This window comes from Streptomyces sp. BBFR25, from assembly GCF_044590125.1.
Classification (GTDB): Bacteria; Actinomycetota; Actinomycetes; order Streptomycetales; family Streptomycetaceae; genus Streptomyces; species Streptomyces canus_D.
The window spans coordinates 5,186,894-5,203,129 of the sequence record NZ_CP172447.1; the positions used below are offsets into that span (position 1 = coordinate 5,186,894).

Genomic DNA, 16,236 nt, shown 5'->3' on the forward strand with positions numbered 1-16,236 from the left:
GCACGACGCGGGCACCCCGATCCCGAGGCCCGGCCCCAGCGCCCGGCCCGCGCGTCCAACCCGGGAGTGACCACCCATCGCCGCCGAGCCCCTGACCGCCACCGAGTCCGTGCGCCCCTCCGCCCCCGTCGTCGCCGGGGCGAAGGCGGCGCGTCCCCGCGGGGAGCACCGGTACGACATCGACCTCGTCCGGGTCCTGGCCTCCGTGGGCGTCATCGTCTGCCACGCCGCGGGCGAACTCATGAAGGCCGTGGACCGCACTCCCTCGGGGGGCGGGCCCGTCTACTGGACCGCGCTCGCCGGGGACGCGCTGAGCCGGTGCGCCGTACCCCTGTTCTTCGCGATCGCCGGCTGGGTCGTGCTCAGCGGTGCGCCGCCCCGCGACGGTGCGCAGGTCCGCAAGCGGCTCACCCGCATCGTCGTGCCGCTGGCCGTGTGGACCGCCGCCTACCTGCTGTGGGACCGGGCCCGGGACGCCAACACCGACCCCACCCGCGACCTCGCGTGGGACGCGGTGTTCGGCTCCGTGCGGCCCGCCTTCCACCTCTGGTACCTGTACGCCTACGTCCCCGTGATCCTGCTGCTGTCGGTGGCCGTCCTGGTCAGGAACGGCAAGCGGCCCTGGGGCGCGGGCGCTGCGCTGCTCGGCCTGGCGCTCGCCCCGACCCTCCTCGGCGACCTGGGCCGCCTCTTCGACGTCCGCGTCCCGCCCTTCGCCTGGCAGTTCGGCGTCTACCAGATCGCGTACGCCGTCGCCGGGGCCGTGCTGCTGTCGCTGCCGGGGTCCTCGGTCGCGGGCCGGCGGCGGCGCCTGCTGTGGCTGGCCGGCGGGCTGTGCGCGTGGGCCGCGGTCGCCGTCTACGAACACCGGGTGCACTTCCCGAGCCCGTACGCCTCCGTCGCGGTGGCGCTGCTGGCGGGCACGCTGCTGACGGCCCTCAACCGGATCCGGGTGCCCGAACGGTTCCGGCCGCTCCTCGGCAGGCTCGCCGGTGCCTCGTTCGGCGCCTACCTGGTCCACCTGCTGTTCCTGGAGGCGCTCGCCCCGCGCGTGGTCTCGGCGGGCGCGGGCTGGCCGGCCGCCGTGGCGGCTCTCCTGGGGCTCACCGCGGCCACGGTCCTGCTGTCCTTCGCCGCCGCCCTGCTGTGGACGCGGCTGCGGCTGGCCCGCTGGCTGGGCTGAGGCCGGGCACCGCGACGACCGGGGCCCCCGCCGGCCGGCGAGGGCCCCGGCTCGTCGCGGGGTCACTTCCTCCCGGTGCCCCGCCGCACGGCCCTGCGCACCACGCGCCGCGCCCGCCGCACCTGGAGCTTGGCGCGCAGCTGCGGGCGGCTGCCGGGCAGGCCCAGCTCGGTCAGCCGCAGCTCGGGGAAGTAATGGCCGGGAACGGTCGCCAGGTTGGCCCGCAGCCAGGTCTCCGTCGGCTCGCGCAGCCCGGCGTAGGTCTTGGGCTGCATGCAGAAGCCGACCGCCCGCACCAGCGGTGCCAGCGACTCGGGGGCCGCCCCGACCAGCGCCGGGGTCGCGCCGTGCTCCAGGTCCGGCACCAGGTGGTCGACGACGGTGAGCGGCACCCGGTTGCTGTTCGGGTACGGCTTGAGCCGCTCCGTCACCAGCGCCGTCCCCACCCGGGCGACCGGCACGTCGTAGTAGGCCGACGCGGTCACCATCGCCGTGGAGAAGCAGCCGACAACGAGTTCCGGCGCGCAGTGGTGGTACAGCGTCTCGGCCAGCAGCGGCGCGTCCAGCACGGTCAGGCGTACGCCGGCGTCCGCCGCGGCCTTGCTCAGCGCGGCCGTGTAGCCGGCCGGGGCCGTCGGATGGGGCTTGAAGACCACGGAGCGGTGCCCCGCCCGCGCGGCGCCGGTCAGCATGCGGACGTGGAGGTCCTCCTCCTCCTGGGCGGTCAGGATGTTGATCGCCGCCAGGTACTGGCCGAGCAGGACGGCCGTCGGCTTCTCCCGCAGCACGGGCGCCAGTTCGGGATCGTCCGCCGCGTCCCGGGAGACCTCGTCGAGCACCGCGCGGAACGCCTCGTCGGGGACGGTCACGGGCTCGACGTCGAACTCCGACAGCAGCATCGGCCGCAGGCCCGGTATCAGGTCGAGGTGGAGCAGCCGCTGGACGCGCCGCGCGAGGGTCAGCGGCAGCTTCTCGCGCGTCGGGCCGTAGCTCATCAGACCGTCGGCGTACACGTGGAGGGCGGCCTCGGAGAAGATCGCCGCCAGCGCGCGGGCCGGGTTGACCTGGATCGACTCGACGGCCAGCTCGACCAGGTCCCGTTCGCCGATGCCCCAGGCGAGACGGAACGCCTTCTGCCACAGGGACACGTCGTTGCCCCGCGGGCCCCAGGCGCTGGGGTGGTGCGGGCGGATCGCCTCGTTCCAGCTGACGACGGTGTCGAACCGCCCGGATATTCGCCCGTACCCGTGCATCTCGTCCAGGCGCAGCGCGGTCTCGGGTATCGCGGCGTTGTTGGAGACCAGCAGGATGCGCCGGGCGCCGTCGCGCGGGCCGAACAGGCCTGCGTCGAGCGCCGCGGCGAGGGTGGCGGCTCCGTACAGGGTGGAGACCTGGAAGATCTGGGTCTTGTGCGGCATGGGTCAGGCAGCCTTCCGCCCGTCACGCAGGCGGCTGAGCAACCTGCTGCGAGTGCTGTCGATGGTGCGGAGGGTCTCCTCCAGGACGTGCTGGGGCATGCGGTGCAGCGCGTCCCGCGCCTCCCGCCGCAGCCGCTGGGCGGCCGAGGACTCGTACTCGTCCACCTTGCCGAGGTGGAAGGCGATCATCGCGCAGTACGTCCGCACGGCCTTGGGCAGGAAGCGCTCGGCCTCCCGGTCCTGCGACAGGTCCCGCAGCAGCATGTCGTAGGCCGGGATGAAGTCCAGTTGGCGGGAGTCCTTGATCTGGGTGAGCGAGGTGGCGACGCCCCGCCGGTAGAACACCCCGTGCAGGCCCACGGACGCGTACGAGGCCGCCCTGAGGTGCAGGCGCCAGATCCACAGCCGGTCCTCGGCCGTACGCAGTTCGGTCGCGAAGCGCATCGCGCCGTCGTCGAAGAGGTGGCGGCGGTAGAGACCCGCCCAGACGAAGGGGTAGTCGACCATCGTCTCCATGTGGGGCGGTGCGATCCCGTCGCGCGGGTCCATCACGGTGTTGCGCAGCCGGGCCGGGGGCCGCCGGATCACCCGTTCGGTGCCGGTGGCCTGCACGTGGTCGGTGCGGACGAAGTCGCAGCCCAACTCCTCGGTGACGGACACCAGTTCGGTGAGATAGCCGGGCCCGTACCAGTCGTCGCCGTCGAGGAACGTGAGGAAGTCGCCCCGGGCCGCGTCGATCCCGCTGTTGCGCGCCTGCGCTATGCCCCGGTTGGTCTCGTGCCGGATCACCCGGGTGTCGCTCCGCCCCTTCGCCCAGCGGTCGATCGCCCATGGCGTGGAATCCGTGGAGCAGTCGTCGACGAGCAGGAATTCGAAGTCGGGGTCCGCGTTGTTGGCGAGACTTCTCAGAGTGCTCTCGGCGAAGGCTTCCACATTGTGCATGGGGACGACGACGGACAGTTTCGGCACGCGGGCCTCTCACGATCGTGGGTCGGGGATTGGAACAGGCTATCCACGCTCCCGGATTCGGCGGTGTCGGTGAAGGCGCGAGAAAGCGAACTCCGTTCGCAGGGGAAGTGAACTCTTGGTGTTCCGGGTGGATTCTCAGGACAGGCCGAAGGTGCCGCGGAGTTCCTCGATGTTCGACCGCGTGGTCTTCCACAGGAGTTCCTGCGCGGCGTGCACGTCCGCCACCGCCGCCGCGTGGTCGTCGAGCAGCCCGGACGCCCGCTCCGCCAGCCGGGCGCCCAGGTCCCGGTCGTGCACGGAGAGCCCCCACTCGGGACGGTCGATGTCCGACAGGAAGTAGGCGAGCTTGGGGTGCGAGACGAGACTGAGGATCGGGGTCCCGCAGCCGAACGGGATCATCCCCGCGTGCCCGCGCATCCCGATCACCAGCCGCGCACGGCGGAAGAGTTCGCGGATCTCGTCGTTGGACCTGTCGTAGAGCTGCTCCACGGGCAGGGCGATGCCGTGCTCCCGGCGCAGGTCGTGCACGAACCTCTCGTCGGCCGGCATGTGCGCCGCGTACCGCACGTCCGCCCCCTCCCGCAGGGAGCTCAGAGCCAGGGCCATCTGGGCGAGGAAGTGGCCGTAGTCGTGCCCGAAGCGCAGCCCCGCGCGGTCGTAGGCGCAGTTGACCAGCACCGTGTCGGAGCGCTCCGTCGGGCCGGACAGCTCCGGGACGAGGTGCCGGGCCACCGTGGTCGGGCAGGGCTGGTAGCGCACCCGGTCGCGCAGGGAGGCGGGCAGCAGCTCGCGGACCCGGTCGATGGAGCCGTGGTTGCGCAGGCCGAAGAAGGCCGACCGCTCGACCAGGACCCGCAGGCTCTCGGCGAACCGTCCCCTGCGGTACTGCTGCCCGTCGAAGACGTTGTAGCCGACGGCGAACACCGCCAGCGGCGCGGTGAGGCGGGCCAGGAGAGCGTCCGGCACGTTCCACTGCCAGTGGCTGTTGCCGTTGGGGGAGGTGTCCGGCAGGAAGAGCCCGCCGCCGCCCACGATCACTCCGCGCCGTTCGTTCAGCTGCTCCAGGGCCGCCTCGTCGACCAGCCGGTGCACCGGCTGCTCGTACCAGCGGCGCGGGCCGGTGTCCGTGTCGAAGCACCGGCGCACGGCCTCCGGCAGGACCTTGTCCCCGGCGTTCTCCCTGCCCTCGGCGAACAGCGCCACGTGCGCGAGCTGCTCGGCCGCGGGCGCGGCCCGCCGGGGCGGGGCCGCGCTGTCCGGACGGGTGCGGACGTACCAGGCGTGGCAGCCGGCGTCCGTGGGATCGGCGTCCAGGCCCTGGCGGGCGTAGGCGTGCGCGTCCGCGTCCCGGCCGCACACCCAGGCCAGCCGGGCGAGCTGGGCGAAGGCGCGGGGAGCGAGGTCGGGGGAGGCGGCCGCGAGCAGCAGGTGCCCCTCCGCCTCGTCGTAGCGCGACAGCGCCATCAGGCACAGGCCGAGCGTCTCCTGGCAGCGCGGCGCGTCCAGCCGGTCCGCCACGACCGGGGCGAGCACCTCCACCGCCTCGTCGTAGCGCCCCTGCCTGCGGTGGACGTCGGCGACCGTGCGGGCGAGGTCGAGGGAGGGGCGGGCCTTCAGCAGCGGCGGGGCGAGGTGGGCCAGCAGATCGGGGTGCTTGCCGCCGGGCAGGGCCCGGTAGGCGGCCCGGAACTCCTCGTCGCCCATCTCGAACCGGCGCCGCGCCTCGGTGGCCGGACCGTACCCGGGTGCGTCGAACGACCCGGAGAAGCGCAGCACGGCCACGTCGGCGGGCACCGGCAGGTCGTCGTGGAGGCGCCGGGCGGGGAAGTCGTACCGCGCGGCGAGCGGGACCAGGCGGTCGCCGAGCGCGAGGCCCTCGTCGTCGGCGGCGGGCGATGCGGCCGCCGGTGCGCCCGCCACGTCGGCGCGCTGGATCACGAGGAGCCCGTCCGGCGGCACGGCCCGGCGCTCCCCGGCCTCTCCGGCGTGCACCAACTGCGGTACGGCGCCGATCCCGTGGCGCATGCGCAGCAGCTCACCGAGGTCGCCGAGGACGACCATGCCGGGGCCCAGGGCTATGACGGTGTCGTAGCCCTCCAGCGCGAAGACGGCGCGGCGGTCGTCCGCGGGGCGCGTGACGACGCGCGGGTGCAGTCTCCTGAGCGCGTCGAACGAGGCGTCCGGCAGCCCCGGATGCAGGACGACGAAGTCCTCGCACACGTTCGGGTTGGTCAGCGCCAGGCTCCTGACGAGCGCGCGCAGGCCGGGCAGGCCGTCCCGGTCGGTGTGGGCGGCGAACGCGATCCGGCGCCTGCCGGTGACGGTGCTCCGGTCGTCCGCGGAGGAGGGAGCGGAGGAGGGAGCGGCAGTGGGAGCGGAGGAGGCGGCGGCGGGGGACACGGAGCCGGGGGAGGAGTGGGTCATCGCAGGGCGATCCTCATCTTGCTGTCGTCTACGTGCGCAGCGCGCTCCAGCACCCACTCGGCCTCCCGCGGCTTCAGCCGGCCGGGCAGGGTGAAGCCGACGAGGTCCAGACGGGGGCTCGCGTCCAGGAAGTCCAGCAGCCTGAGGACGGTGAACGCGGTGGTCGGGGCCGGACCCCAGCCGTCCTCGCCGAGCAGCGCCGGGTCGCTGAGGGGGCGGCGCAGGGAGGCGTCCGCCACGTGGTCCTGCGCGCCGGGCACGAGCCGCTCCCGGGTGGCCCGGCGCCAGTCGGCGGCCGGGTCGCCGAACACGAGCCGGATCCCGGCCCGCCGGGTCCAGGCGGGCCCCTCCCACGGGGCGGCGCCGCGCAGGGAGACGGCGTGCAGGCCGGTGCGCTCCCCGGTGCCCTCGGCGCGGATGCGGAACGAGTCGCAGCGCACCACCAGGTCGTAGCCGTCGATCTCGGCGCCCAGCGCGCTCCCGGCGACGTCGGCGGCGTTCGAGACGACGCACACGCTCCGCCCCACGACCAGTCCCCGCAGACCGGCCACGTCGACCGGGGTGACGCCGTCGTGCGGCGGGTCGGGCGTCCCGGCCCGCTCGACGAGCCGCCGGTAGCCGCCGTACAGCGCGAGCAGGCGCCGTACGGCGGGATCGCCCACGCCGTGCCCGGCCACCCGCGCCCGCACGTAGGCGTCGAAGCGGGGCGCGAGGACCGCGGTGGTCGCGGTGGGCTCGCCGAGCAGTTCCCGCAGCTCGGAGCCCTCCTCGGGGAAGAGCGCGACGGCCGCCTCCAGGCACTCCCGGCGGCGGCGCAGGGTGTGCGTCCGGCGGGCGACCTCGGGCGCCGGGCGGCCGTCGGGCAGCAGCGCGGCATAGCGCTCGTAGCACTCCAGCGCCTCGGCGCCGCGGCCCAGCCCGTCCAGCGCCAGGCCACGCAGCCGCCACGCCCCCTTGGACCGCAGCCGGACCCCGGACGCCGACTCGGCGATCCCCAGCGCGAGGCCCAGGCCCCGCTCCCCGCCCAGCTCCAGCGCGCGCTCGCCGACCTGGAGCAGGGCGTCGAAGGGGTCCGCCGCCGGGTCGTCGAGGGAGGCCGCGAAGGCGCCGATCGCCCGGGTCAGACGGACCTGCGGGCCGGTGGCCCCGGCGGCCCCGGGCTGCTGCGCGGCGAGGTGTTCGCCGCACAGGCGCATGCTCCGGGCGTACGGGCCCGGCCCGGGTGCCTCCCGCTGCCGTGCCTTGAACAATCCCGTCAGGGGCTTCGTCACGCGTTCCACCGTTCTCCGACCGGACGCCGAATGTGCCCCAGGGCGACGGTCCGCGGGTGGCTTCCGGACGGACGGCGGGTGAACACTCGCCCCCCGGCGCACGTCCGGCCCGCCGTCACCGCCCGATCGAGCGCCGGATCGACCGGGCCCGGCGCACCACCCTGCGTGCCGTGGAGTTGTGCGGCAGGAAGGCCAGCCGGGCCGGGATGCCGCCCGGCAGGCCCAGGGAGGTGAGCCTGCGCTTCTTGAAGTACCGCCAGGTGCGGGCGTCCAGGTGCGTGCGCAGGTACGCCTCCGCCGTCGGGCGCAGCTCCGGCAGGACCTTCGGCTGCATCGCGAACCCGACGGTCCGCACCAGCGCGGCCAGCTCCTCGGCGTCCACGTCCCGCGGCCCGCCGGCGACCGCGGCCGGGTCCGACAGATCCGGCAGGAGCGCGTCCACGAGCGTGGCGGGCACACGGTTGCTGTTCTCGTACGGCGTCAGCCGGTCGAGCAGCGTCTCGGTGCCGACCCGGGCCACCGGCAGGCCGTACAGCGCGGACGCGGTGAGCAGCGCCGTGGAGAAGCAGCCGACGACCAGCGCCGGACGCATCCGCTGGAACAGCACCTCGGCCAGCACCGGCGTCTCCACGACGGTGAGGTCGACCCCCAGCCGCCCGGCCTCCTCCTCCAGGACCCGGGTGAAGCGGGCCGGGGCCGTGGGGTGCGTCTTGAACACCACGCGCGTGTGCCCGAGCCCGGCGACGCCGGTCAGCATCCGCACGTGCAGGTCTTCCTCCTCCTCGGCGGAGAGGATGCCCAGCGCCGACAGGTACTGGCCGAGCAGCACCGCGGGCCGTTCCACGTCCGGCAGCTCCGCGCCGGTGTCCGCCAGACCGGCCAGCACCTTGGTGAACGCCGCGGACGGCACGACCTCGGGCTCGACGCCGAACTCCGTCAGCAGCAGCGGCGCGAGCCCCGGCACCAGGTCGAGGTGGAGCAGCCGCTCCACGCGCGTGCCGAGAAGCGGGGCCAGCTTGGTGCGGGTGGGCCCGTAGCTCATCAGACCGTCCGCGTAGACGGTCAGGGGCGCGTCGGTGAAGATCTGGGCCACGCCCAGCGCCGGGGGCACGTGGACCGACTCCACGGCCAGCGCCACGTCGTCGTCGCCCAGCCCCCAGGCCAGCCGCAGGTGCCGCTCCCACAGCGGGACGTCCCCGGCCCGCGGCGACCAGTCGCCGGGATGGAAGGGGTAGATCGCCTCGTTCCACGACACCACCTCGTCGAACCGGCCCCGCAGCCGCTCGAACCCCGGCGCGGCGTCCAGGGACGGCGTCGTCTCGGGCGTCGCCGCGTTGTTGGTGACCAGCAGGATCCGCCGGTCGGCCGCGTCGAAGCAGCCGGAGTCCAGGGCCGCGGCGAGCGTGGCCGTGCCGTACAGCGTCGACGCCTGGAAGATCTGTGTGGTCATGCCGCCGCCCCCTCGGCCGACCGGCCCGCCGCCGCGCGACGGCGCAGCCGCCGCAACCGCGTGGCGCGCTCGGCGTCCATCGTGTCCAGCACCTCGTCGAGCGCCTCCTGCGGCATCCGCCGCAGCGCCGCCGCGCTCCGCTCCTTCAGTATCCGGGCCACGGCGGGCTCGAACCGCTCGACGGCACCGAGGTGGTGGGAGATGATCGCGCAGTACGTGCGGACCGCCTTCGGCACCAGCCGCGCGGCGTCCGGGTCGCCGGCCGCCCCCGCGAGCACCTCGTCGAAGGCGCGGATGAAGTCGAGCTGGCGCACATCACCGATCTGGGTGAGCGAGGACGCCACCCCGCGGCGGTAGAACACGCCGAGCAGCCCGGTCACCGCGAAGGACTCCGCCTCCCGGTGCAGCTTCCAGATCCACGGCCGGTCCTCGGCCGTGCGCAGGCCGTCGGTGAAGTGCAGCAGGCCGCGCTCGGCCAGCCGGCGGTGGTAGACGCCCGCCCACGCGTAGGCGTAGTCCACGGAGGTGGTGCGGTGCGCGGGCAGGATCGCGTCGCGCGGGCGCAGGGCCGTGTTGCGGCGGCCGTGCGGGACCCGGTGCAGGGTGCGGTTGCGTCCCGTGCACTGCACGTGGTCGGTGCGCACGAAGTCCACGTCCAGCCGCTCGATCGCGGCCACCAGGTCGGCGCAGTGGCCCGGCGCCAGCCAGTCGTCGCCGTCGAGGAAGGCGAGGTACTCGCCGCGCGCCCGGTCGATGCCGGTGTTGCGGGCCGTCGCCAGGCCGCCGTTCCTCTCGTGTATGACCAGTACCGCCCCCGGCAGCTCGCGCTCCGCGCGCGCGAGGAGGTCCACGGTCCCGTCGGTGGAGCAGTCGTCGACGAGAATGAACTCGAAGTCGTCCCGCGCGTTGGCGCGCAGACTCCGCAGGGTGTCTGGGGCGTATTGCCGCACGTTGTAGAACGGCACGATGACGGAGAGCTTGGGCACGTGAGCGACGTTATGCGACGGTCCGGCATTCGGCTTTACCGGTTTCTTGATTCCCGGTGAACGCGGATTGGCGAAGCGGTGAAGCGGATGCTTTTCCGGGGCCCGCGCGGGCCGATTAGCCATTCGGCGATGTGCTGTTCACCCTTTGTTGGATTCCGGTTGGGCGGTTACTAGAAATGGCTTCCTAGCGTCTACGACGTGCCAGCAAGTGCAACGAAGGCCCTCAGAGTCGCCGTCCTGGCGGACTCCGACACCCGGTGGAAATGGGGCGCGCTCACCGCGACCCGCGTCTGCCCCGGCGACACGGAGATCCACCTCGACGGCTACCTCCTGCGCGGCCGAGCCACCCCCACCGCCCGCCAGCTCCAGGAGGTCGGCGTCAGCGCGGACTCGCTCCGCGAGGTGACCGCCGTCGAGTTCCTGCGCGCCATGGCCGGGGCGCGGGGCGAGGACTCCTACGACGTCCTCGTGCTCGCCCTGGTCGGCGGCGGTGTCCAGGCGATGCTGCACGGGCTCGGCCGCGTCTGGCAGGACGGCGCCGAGCGGCCCGTGGTCGTCACCGGCTACGTCGGCGTGGTCTACGAGAAGCTCGCCGACGGCCTGCTGCTGCGCCACGGCGCCGACCTCGTCCTCGCCAACTCCCGTCAGGACGCGGAGCGTTTCCGCGCCGTGTACGAGGGGGTCGGCGCCGACGCCGCCGCGGTGACCGAGGTGGCCCTGCCCTTCCTGGGCGGAGCCGCCTACGCCGGTGAGCCCGGCGGCGACCGCCCCTACACGGTCGTCTTCGCCGCCCAGCCCTCCGTGCCGGACAGCCGCAAGGACCGTACCTACCTCCTCGAACGGCTGATCCGGCACGCCCGCCTCCACCCCGAGCGCGAGGTGCTGCTCAAGCTGCGCTCAAAGCCCGGCGAACACACCACGCACATCGAGGAACTGCCCTACCAGAAGCTGGTGCAGCGGGCCGATCCGCCGCCCAACTTCCGCCTGGTCTACGGGCACATGGGCGAGGTCCTCGACCGCACCGACCTGCTGGTCACCGTCAGCTCCACGGCCGCCCTGGAATCCCTGCACCGCCGCATCCCCACGGTCGTCCTCAGCGACCTCGGGGTGCGCGAGGCGCTCGGCAACCACCACTTCGTGGGCTCCGGCTGCCTCGCCTCCTGGGACCAGCTCGACGCGGGCCACCGCCCGGACCCCGACCCCGAGTGGGTCGCCCGGCAGGGCGTGGCGGCGGACGGCGGCTACGAGACCGCCTTCGACGAGGCCCGCGCGCGCATCGCCGCCCTGCTGGCCCGGCCCGGCGGACTGCCGCCGCTCGCCCCCTACTACACCCCCGTCACCGCGCCCGGTTACCTCCCCGGCATCCTCGCCCGCCACCACCTCGCCCCCGACGGCACCCCGCTGCCCGGCGCGCCGGCCGCCGACCGGGCGCCCGGCCCGGTGCGGCAGGTCGTGCGCCGCGCGGCCCGCGGCGCCTACCGGCACGGCGTCCAGCGCGTCGCCCCGGTGATCCGGCGGATGGGGGAGCTGTGACCGGCCCGAACCGTCTCCAAGGAGTACAGCCCATGTCCCAACCGGAAGCGGGCCGGGGCGCCGACGTGCGCCGGGTGCTCGCCGTGATCCCCGCGCGCGGCGGCTCCAAGGGAGTGCCCGCGAAGAACCTCGCCGCCGTCGGCGGCGTCCCGCTGGTGGTCCGCGCGGTGCGCGAGTGCCTGGCCGCCCGCCTCGTGACGGACGTCGTGGTCTCCACCGACGACCGGGCCATCGCCGAGGCGGCCCGCGCGGCCGGTGCCGAGGTCGTGCTGCGGCCCGCCGCCATCGCCGGGGACACGGCCACCTCCGAGGCCGCCGTGCTGCACGCGATGGACACCCACGAGGCCCTGCACGGCGCCGCCGTCGACGTGGTCCTGCTCGTGCAGTGCACCAGCCCCTTCCTGGTCCGCGAGGATGTCGACGGGGTGGCCGGCGCGGTCGTCGAGGACGGCGCGGACACGGCCGTCACCGTCGCCCCCTTCCACGGCTTCGTCTGGCGGGACGGCACCGACGAGACGGGCGGCGCCGAGGGCGGCCACGGCGTCAACCACGACAAGGCGTTCCGCCCCCGCCGCCAGGACCGCCCCCAGGACCTGCTGGAGACCGGCGCCGCCTACGCCATGGCCGCCCCCGGCTTCCGCAAGCACCAGCACCGCTTCTTCGGCCGCACCGAACTGGTCCGCACCGACCCGGCCCGCGTCCTGGAGATCGACGACCCGCACGACCTGGCCCGCGCCCGGGCCCTGGCGCCCTTCTTCGACGCCGCCCGGCCCGGCGCCCTGCCGACCGCGGCCGACATCGACGCCGTGGTCCTCGACTTCGACGGCACCCAGACCGACGACCGGGTGCTGATCGACTCCGACGGACGGGAGTTCGTCTCCGTGCACCGCGGCGACGGACTCGGCATCGCCGCCCTGCGCCGCAGCGGCCTGACGATGCTGATCCTGTCCACGGAGGTGAACCCGGTCGTCGCCGCCCGCGCGCGCAAGCTCAAGCTGCCCGTGCTGCACGGCATCGACCGCAAGGACCTCGCCCTCAAGCAGTGGTGCGAGGAACAGGGCATCGCGCCCGAACGCGTGCTCTACGTCGGCAACGACGTCAACGACCTCCCGTGCTTCGCCCTCGTCGGCTGGCCCGTGGCGGTCGCGAGCGCCCACGACGCCGTACGCGGCGCGGCCCGCGCGGTCACCACCGTCCCCGGCGGCGAAGGCGCCGTACGGGAGATCGCGGCCTGGCTCCTGGGCCCCGCGCTGAACACCCCCGACCCGCTCGAAACCCCCACGCTCACCCAGTCCAAGTAAGGAACCCCCTGCCATGAGCACCAACTCCCGCATCCGCACCTTCGGCACCCGCGAGGCCGGCCCCGGCCGCCCCGTCTACATCACCGGCGAGATCGGCATCAACCACAACGGTGAGCTGGAGAACGCCTTCAAGCTCATCGACGCCGCCGCCGAGGCCGGCTGCGACGCCGTCAAGTTCCAGAAGCGCACCCCGGAGATCTGCACCCCGCGCGACCAGTGGGACATCGAGCGGGACACCCCCTGGGGCCGCATGACGTACATCGACTACCGCCACCGCGTGGAGTTCGGCGAGGACGAGTACCGCCAGATCGACGAGTACTGCAGGACCAAGAACATCGACTGGTTCGCCTCCCCGTGGGACACCGAGGCCGTCGCCTTCCTGGAGAAGTTCGACGTCCCCGCCCACAAGGTCGCCTCCGCCTCGCTGACCGACGACGAGCTGCTGCGCGCCCTGCGCGCCACCGGCCGCACGATCATCCTCTCCACCGGCATGTCCACCCCGAAGCAGATCCGCCACGCGGTCGAGGTGCTGGGCAGCGACAACATCCTCATGTGCCACGCCACCTCGACCTACCCGGCGCAGGCCGAGGAGCTGAACCTCCGCGTCATCAACACCCTCCAGCAGGAGTTCCCGAACGTTCCGATCGGCTACTCCGGCCACGAGACCGGCCTGCAGACCACGCTGGCCGCCGTCGCCCTCGGCGCCACCTTCGTCGAGCGCCACATCACCCTCGACCGCGCCATGTGGGGCTCCGACCAGGCCGCCTCCGTCGAGCCGCAGGGCCTGACCCGCCTGGTGCGCGACATCCGCACCATCGAGGCCTCCCTCGGCGACGGCGTCAAGAAGGTCTACGACTCGGAGCTGGGCCCGATGAAGAAGCTGCGCCGCGTCACCGGCGTCGTCGCCGAGGCGGAGATCGCCGCCGCCGCGGGCGAGCCCGTCACCGTCTGACCACCGGCCACCGAGTCACTCACCACGGGACGGTCCCCCACCGATGAGCCCCCGCGCCGGGAACGCCGGCCCCCGCACTCTCGCCTTCGTCGAGAGCCCGGTACAACTGCTGAACGTGCTGGAGTGGGCGCACACCCGCGCCCCCGGCGCGGAGCTCACCCTCGTGGTCCTCTCGCCCGTCGACCCGATGACCCGCGGCCAGCTGCGCCGCATGGCGGAACTGGCCCGCAAGGAGGGCCACGAGATCCGCTGGGAGGAGGCGCGCGGCGGCGCCACCGCCCCCTTCCGCACGGTCGGCGGCCTGACCACCGCGCTGCGCCAGGCGGACCGGGTCGTCATGGGCGACCCCTTCTCCCGCTACGTGCAGCTCCTGCTCACCATCACCCGCGCCCACGACCTCGTCGTCGTCGACGACGGCACCGCGACGATGGAGTTCGTCACCCAGCTGGCCCACGGCGAACGCCTGGTGCGCTGGCACCGCAAGGGCAGCCGCCCCGGCCCGCGCGACCTGCTCTTCGCCCCGGTCTCCCGCTCCGCCCGCCACCGCCTCACCCCGACCCCGGACCGGCAGGTCTCGGTCTTCTCCTCCATGCCCATCGAGGAGGTCCCCGAAGGCGTCACCGTCACCGCGAACGACTTCGGCTGGACCCGCTCCCGCTTCGGCCCGCCCCGGATCACCAAGGGCGCCGACATGGTCGGCACCTCCCTGGTGGAGACTGGTGTCGTCGACGCCGACCGCTACGTGGACGCCGTACGCGCCCTGGCGAAGACCCACGGGGCCGCCCGCTACTTCGCCCACCGCCGCGAGAGCGCCGAGAAGCTGCACCGGCTGGCCGTTGAGACGGGCCTGCAGATCGTCCGCCCCGACCTCCCCCTGGAGCTGATCGCCCGGCGCGGCCCGATCGGCCGCACCGTCCTCAGCTTCCCCTCCACCGTCGTCCACACCCTCCCGCTGGCCCTGGCCGGCACCGAGGTCCGCGTCGCCGTCTGCGACATCGACCCCGCCTGGCTCACCGAGTCGGCCTCACCGCGGGCCCGCGGATTCCTGAGCGGCGTCACCGGCTCGGCCCGGGACGTGCACCGGCTGTCGGCGGTGGTGAGCGCGGGGTAAGGGCGCGTGGAGCGGGCCACGCGTGGTAACCGTGGGGAAGAGGACGGGTGCCGTGGAGCGGTCGGGCCGCTCCCGGTGATCTCATGATCGACTCGGCCGGAAAGGCGGCCGAGTTTACCCAAGCGAGACGAAGGCTATGCGTGGGGCGGCCGAGTTTTCTTCCCCTAACGGGCTGAATTTTGTTGATCGTGGGTCCATCGATCGCCCGGGAGCCCTACGCTGCAAAGGGTGAACGTGTTGATGTCCCCAGAGTCCGAGGCCGACACTCCCGGTGAATCCGCGCTGCCCGGCACCTTGCCGGACGCGCTGCGCGCCGAGCTCGTGGCCTTCCGCCGCGACCTCCACATGCACCCCGAGCTGGGCAACCAGGAGTTCCGCACCACCGCCGCGATCAAGGAACGGCTGGAGCGGGCCGGGCTCAAGCCCCGCGTGCTGCCCATCGGCACCGGACTCGTCTGCGACATCGGCACCGACTCCGGGCAGTGGTCCGGCGGCCCCCGCATGCTCGCCCTGCGGGCCGACATCGACGCCCTGCCCATCCCCGACACCAAGACCGAGTGCGCCTACCGCTCCCAGGTGCCGGACCGCGCCCACGCCTGCGGGCACGACGTGCACACCACCGTCGTCCTCGGCACCGGGCTCGTGCTCGCCGCCCTGCACGAACAGGGCCTGCTGCCCCGGCCCGTGCGGCTGGTCTTCCAGCCCGCCGAGGAGGTGCTGCCCGGCGGCGCCGCCGACGCCATCGAGGGCGGTGCGCTCGACGGGGTGCGCCGCATCCTGGCCGTGCACTGCGACCCCCGGGTGGACGCCGGGAGGATCGGCCTCAGGGTCGGCCCCATCACCTCCGCCTGCGACCGCCTCGAGATCGCCCTCAACGGCCCCGGCGGCCACACCGCCCGCCCGCACCTGACCACCGACCTGGTCACCGCCGCCGCCCGCGTGGTCACCGACGTGCCCCCGCTCGTCGCCCGGCGCGTGGACAGCCGCAGCGGGCTCGCGCTGACCTGGGGACGGATCGAATCCGGCCACGCCCCGAACGTCATCCCGCAGCACGCCGAACTCGCCGGGACCGTGCGCTGCCTCGACCTCGACGCCTGGCGGCAGGCGCCCGACCTGGTGATGGGCGCCATCGACGAGATCGCCGACCTGTACCGGGCCAAGTCCGAGATCACCTACGTCCGCGGCGTCCCCCCGGTCGTCAACGAGGTCACCAGCACCGAGCTGCTCCAGGCCGCCATGGTCGCCCGGCGCGGCACCGACGCCGTCGAGACCACCGAACAGAGCCTGGGCGGCGAGGACTTCTCCTGGTACCTGGAGCACGTGCCCGGCGCCATGGCCCGCCTCGGCGTCCGCCCGCCCGGCGAGCGCACGGTCCGCGACCTCCACCAGGGCGACTTCGACGTGGACGAGCACGCCATCACGGTCGGCGTCGAGATGTTCACCGCCGCCGCCCTCATCGACGCCGTGCAGTAGGCGGCGCGGCGGGCACTGCGGTGGTAAGTCCCCCTTCGAACCGGTCGTTAACAGGGCGGTAACCGGCCAGCGGCACGAATGGATAACGGCGCCGGGCAATCCCGTTCCCAGGAGGTTCTACGCGCGTTAATGTGCGCCGAACCGAGCGCCCGCTGCGGGGCTTTG

General features: G+C 73.9%; 12 protein-coding genes. 6 read left to right on the forward strand and 6 right to left on the reverse strand.

The annotated features are described in order from the left end of the window. Nucleotides 1–109 precede the first annotated feature (109 nt). The gene (locus ACGH52_RS23835) at nucleotides 110–1,183 is read left to right on the forward strand and encodes an acyltransferase (RefSeq protein WP_210975919.1); all 1,074 of its coding nucleotides are present in this window, start codon (nucleotides 110–112) and stop codon (nucleotides 1,181–1,183) included. A gap of 62 nt (nucleotides 1,184–1,245) precedes the next feature. Here ACGH52_RS23835 and ACGH52_RS23840 read toward each other — a convergent pair whose 3' ends face one another. From ACGH52_RS23840 to ACGH52_RS23865, 6 genes are all read right to left on the reverse strand, one after another. After that, a complete protein-coding gene (locus tag ACGH52_RS23840) occupies nucleotides 1,246–2,601 on the reverse strand; it encodes a polysialyltransferase family glycosyltransferase (protein WP_121703827.1) in 1,356 nt (451 codons plus the stop codon). 3 nt (nucleotides 2,602–2,604) lie between these two features. Next, nucleotides 2,605–3,570 (reverse strand): glycosyltransferase family 2 protein, encoded by a 966-nt coding sequence (locus ACGH52_RS23845; protein WP_076975951.1) that lies wholly within the window; start codon nucleotides 3,568–3,570, stop codon nucleotides 2,605–2,607. A gap of 135 nt (nucleotides 3,571–3,705) precedes the next feature. Next, nucleotides 3,706–5,994: a polysaccharide pyruvyl transferase family protein gene (locus tag ACGH52_RS23850; RefSeq protein ID WP_399942176.1), complete on the reverse strand. Its 2,289-nt coding sequence runs from the start codon at nucleotides 5,992–5,994 to the stop codon at nucleotides 3,706–3,708. Beyond that, on the reverse strand, nucleotides 5,991–7,265 hold the full coding sequence (locus ACGH52_RS23855; protein WP_399942178.1) for a hypothetical protein: 1,275 nt from the start codon (nucleotides 7,263–7,265) through the stop codon (nucleotides 5,991–5,993). The genes ACGH52_RS23850 and ACGH52_RS23855 overlap by 4 nt, the downstream gene beginning before the upstream one ends. Before the next feature lie 115 nt (nucleotides 7,266–7,380). Next, on the reverse strand, nucleotides 7,381–8,715 hold the full coding sequence (locus tag ACGH52_RS23860; RefSeq protein ID WP_121703829.1) for a polysialyltransferase family glycosyltransferase: 1,335 nt from the start codon (nucleotides 8,713–8,715) through the stop codon (nucleotides 7,381–7,383). After that, a complete protein-coding gene (locus ACGH52_RS23865) occupies nucleotides 8,712–9,701 on the reverse strand; it encodes a glycosyltransferase family 2 protein (RefSeq protein WP_121703830.1) in 990 nt (329 codons plus the stop codon). The genes ACGH52_RS23860 and ACGH52_RS23865 overlap by 4 nt, the downstream gene beginning before the upstream one ends. Before the next feature lie 198 nt (nucleotides 9,702–9,899). Here ACGH52_RS23865 and ACGH52_RS23870 point away from each other — a divergent pair, with 198 nt between their 5' ends. From ACGH52_RS23870 to ACGH52_RS23890, 5 genes are all read left to right on the forward strand, one after another. After that, a complete protein-coding gene (locus ACGH52_RS23870; protein ID WP_076975954.1) occupies nucleotides 9,900–11,234 on the forward strand; it encodes a DUF6716 putative glycosyltransferase in 1,335 nt (444 codons plus the stop codon). A gap of 32 nt (nucleotides 11,235–11,266) precedes the next feature. Continuing rightward, nucleotides 11,267–12,535 (forward strand): cytidylyltransferase domain-containing protein, encoded by a 1,269-nt coding sequence (locus ACGH52_RS23875; protein ID WP_399942183.1) that lies wholly within the window; start codon nucleotides 11,267–11,269, stop codon nucleotides 12,533–12,535. Nucleotides 12,536–12,548: 13 nt separating this feature from the next. Then, nucleotides 12,549–13,487, forward strand: a complete 939-nt coding sequence (locus ACGH52_RS23880; protein ID WP_076975956.1) for an N-acetylneuraminate synthase family protein — start codon at nucleotides 12,549–12,551, stop codon at nucleotides 13,485–13,487. Between the two features lie 43 nt (nucleotides 13,488–13,530). Continuing rightward, on the forward strand, nucleotides 13,531–14,598 hold the full coding sequence (locus ACGH52_RS23885) for a hypothetical protein (protein ID WP_059302217.1): 1,068 nt from the start codon (nucleotides 13,531–13,533) through the stop codon (nucleotides 14,596–14,598). 240 nt (nucleotides 14,599–14,838) lie between these two features. Beyond that, complete coding sequence (locus ACGH52_RS23890) at nucleotides 14,839–16,071, forward strand: M20 family metallopeptidase (protein ID WP_059302216.1); 1,233 nt, start codon at nucleotides 14,839–14,841, stop codon at nucleotides 16,069–16,071. Nucleotides 16,072–16,236 lie beyond the last annotated feature (165 nt).

Coding starts and splice junctions, on each gene's coding strand:
- ACGH52_RS23860 (WP_121703829.1), bottom strand. CDS start 8,715: ATGACCACACAGATCTTCCAGGCGTCGACGCTGTACGGCACGGCCACG.
- ACGH52_RS23875 (WP_399942183.1), top strand. CDS start 11,267: ATGTCCCAACCGGAAGCGGGCCGGGGCGCCGACGTGCGCCGGGTGCTC.
- ACGH52_RS23840 (WP_121703827.1), bottom strand. CDS start 2,601: ATGCCGCACAAGACCCAGATCTTCCAGGTCTCCACCCTGTACGGAGCC.
- ACGH52_RS23890 (WP_059302216.1), top strand. CDS start 14,839: ATGTCCCCAGAGTCCGAGGCCGACACTCCCGGTGAATCCGCGCTGCCC.
- ACGH52_RS23850 (WP_399942176.1), bottom strand. CDS start 5,994: ATGACCCACTCCTCCCCCGGCTCCGTGTCCCCCGCCGCCGCCTCCTCC.
- ACGH52_RS23880 (WP_076975956.1), top strand. CDS start 12,549: ATGAGCACCAACTCCCGCATCCGCACCTTCGGCACCCGCGAGGCCGGC.
- ACGH52_RS23885 (WP_059302217.1), top strand. CDS start 13,531: ATGAGCCCCCGCGCCGGGAACGCCGGCCCCCGCACTCTCGCCTTCGTC.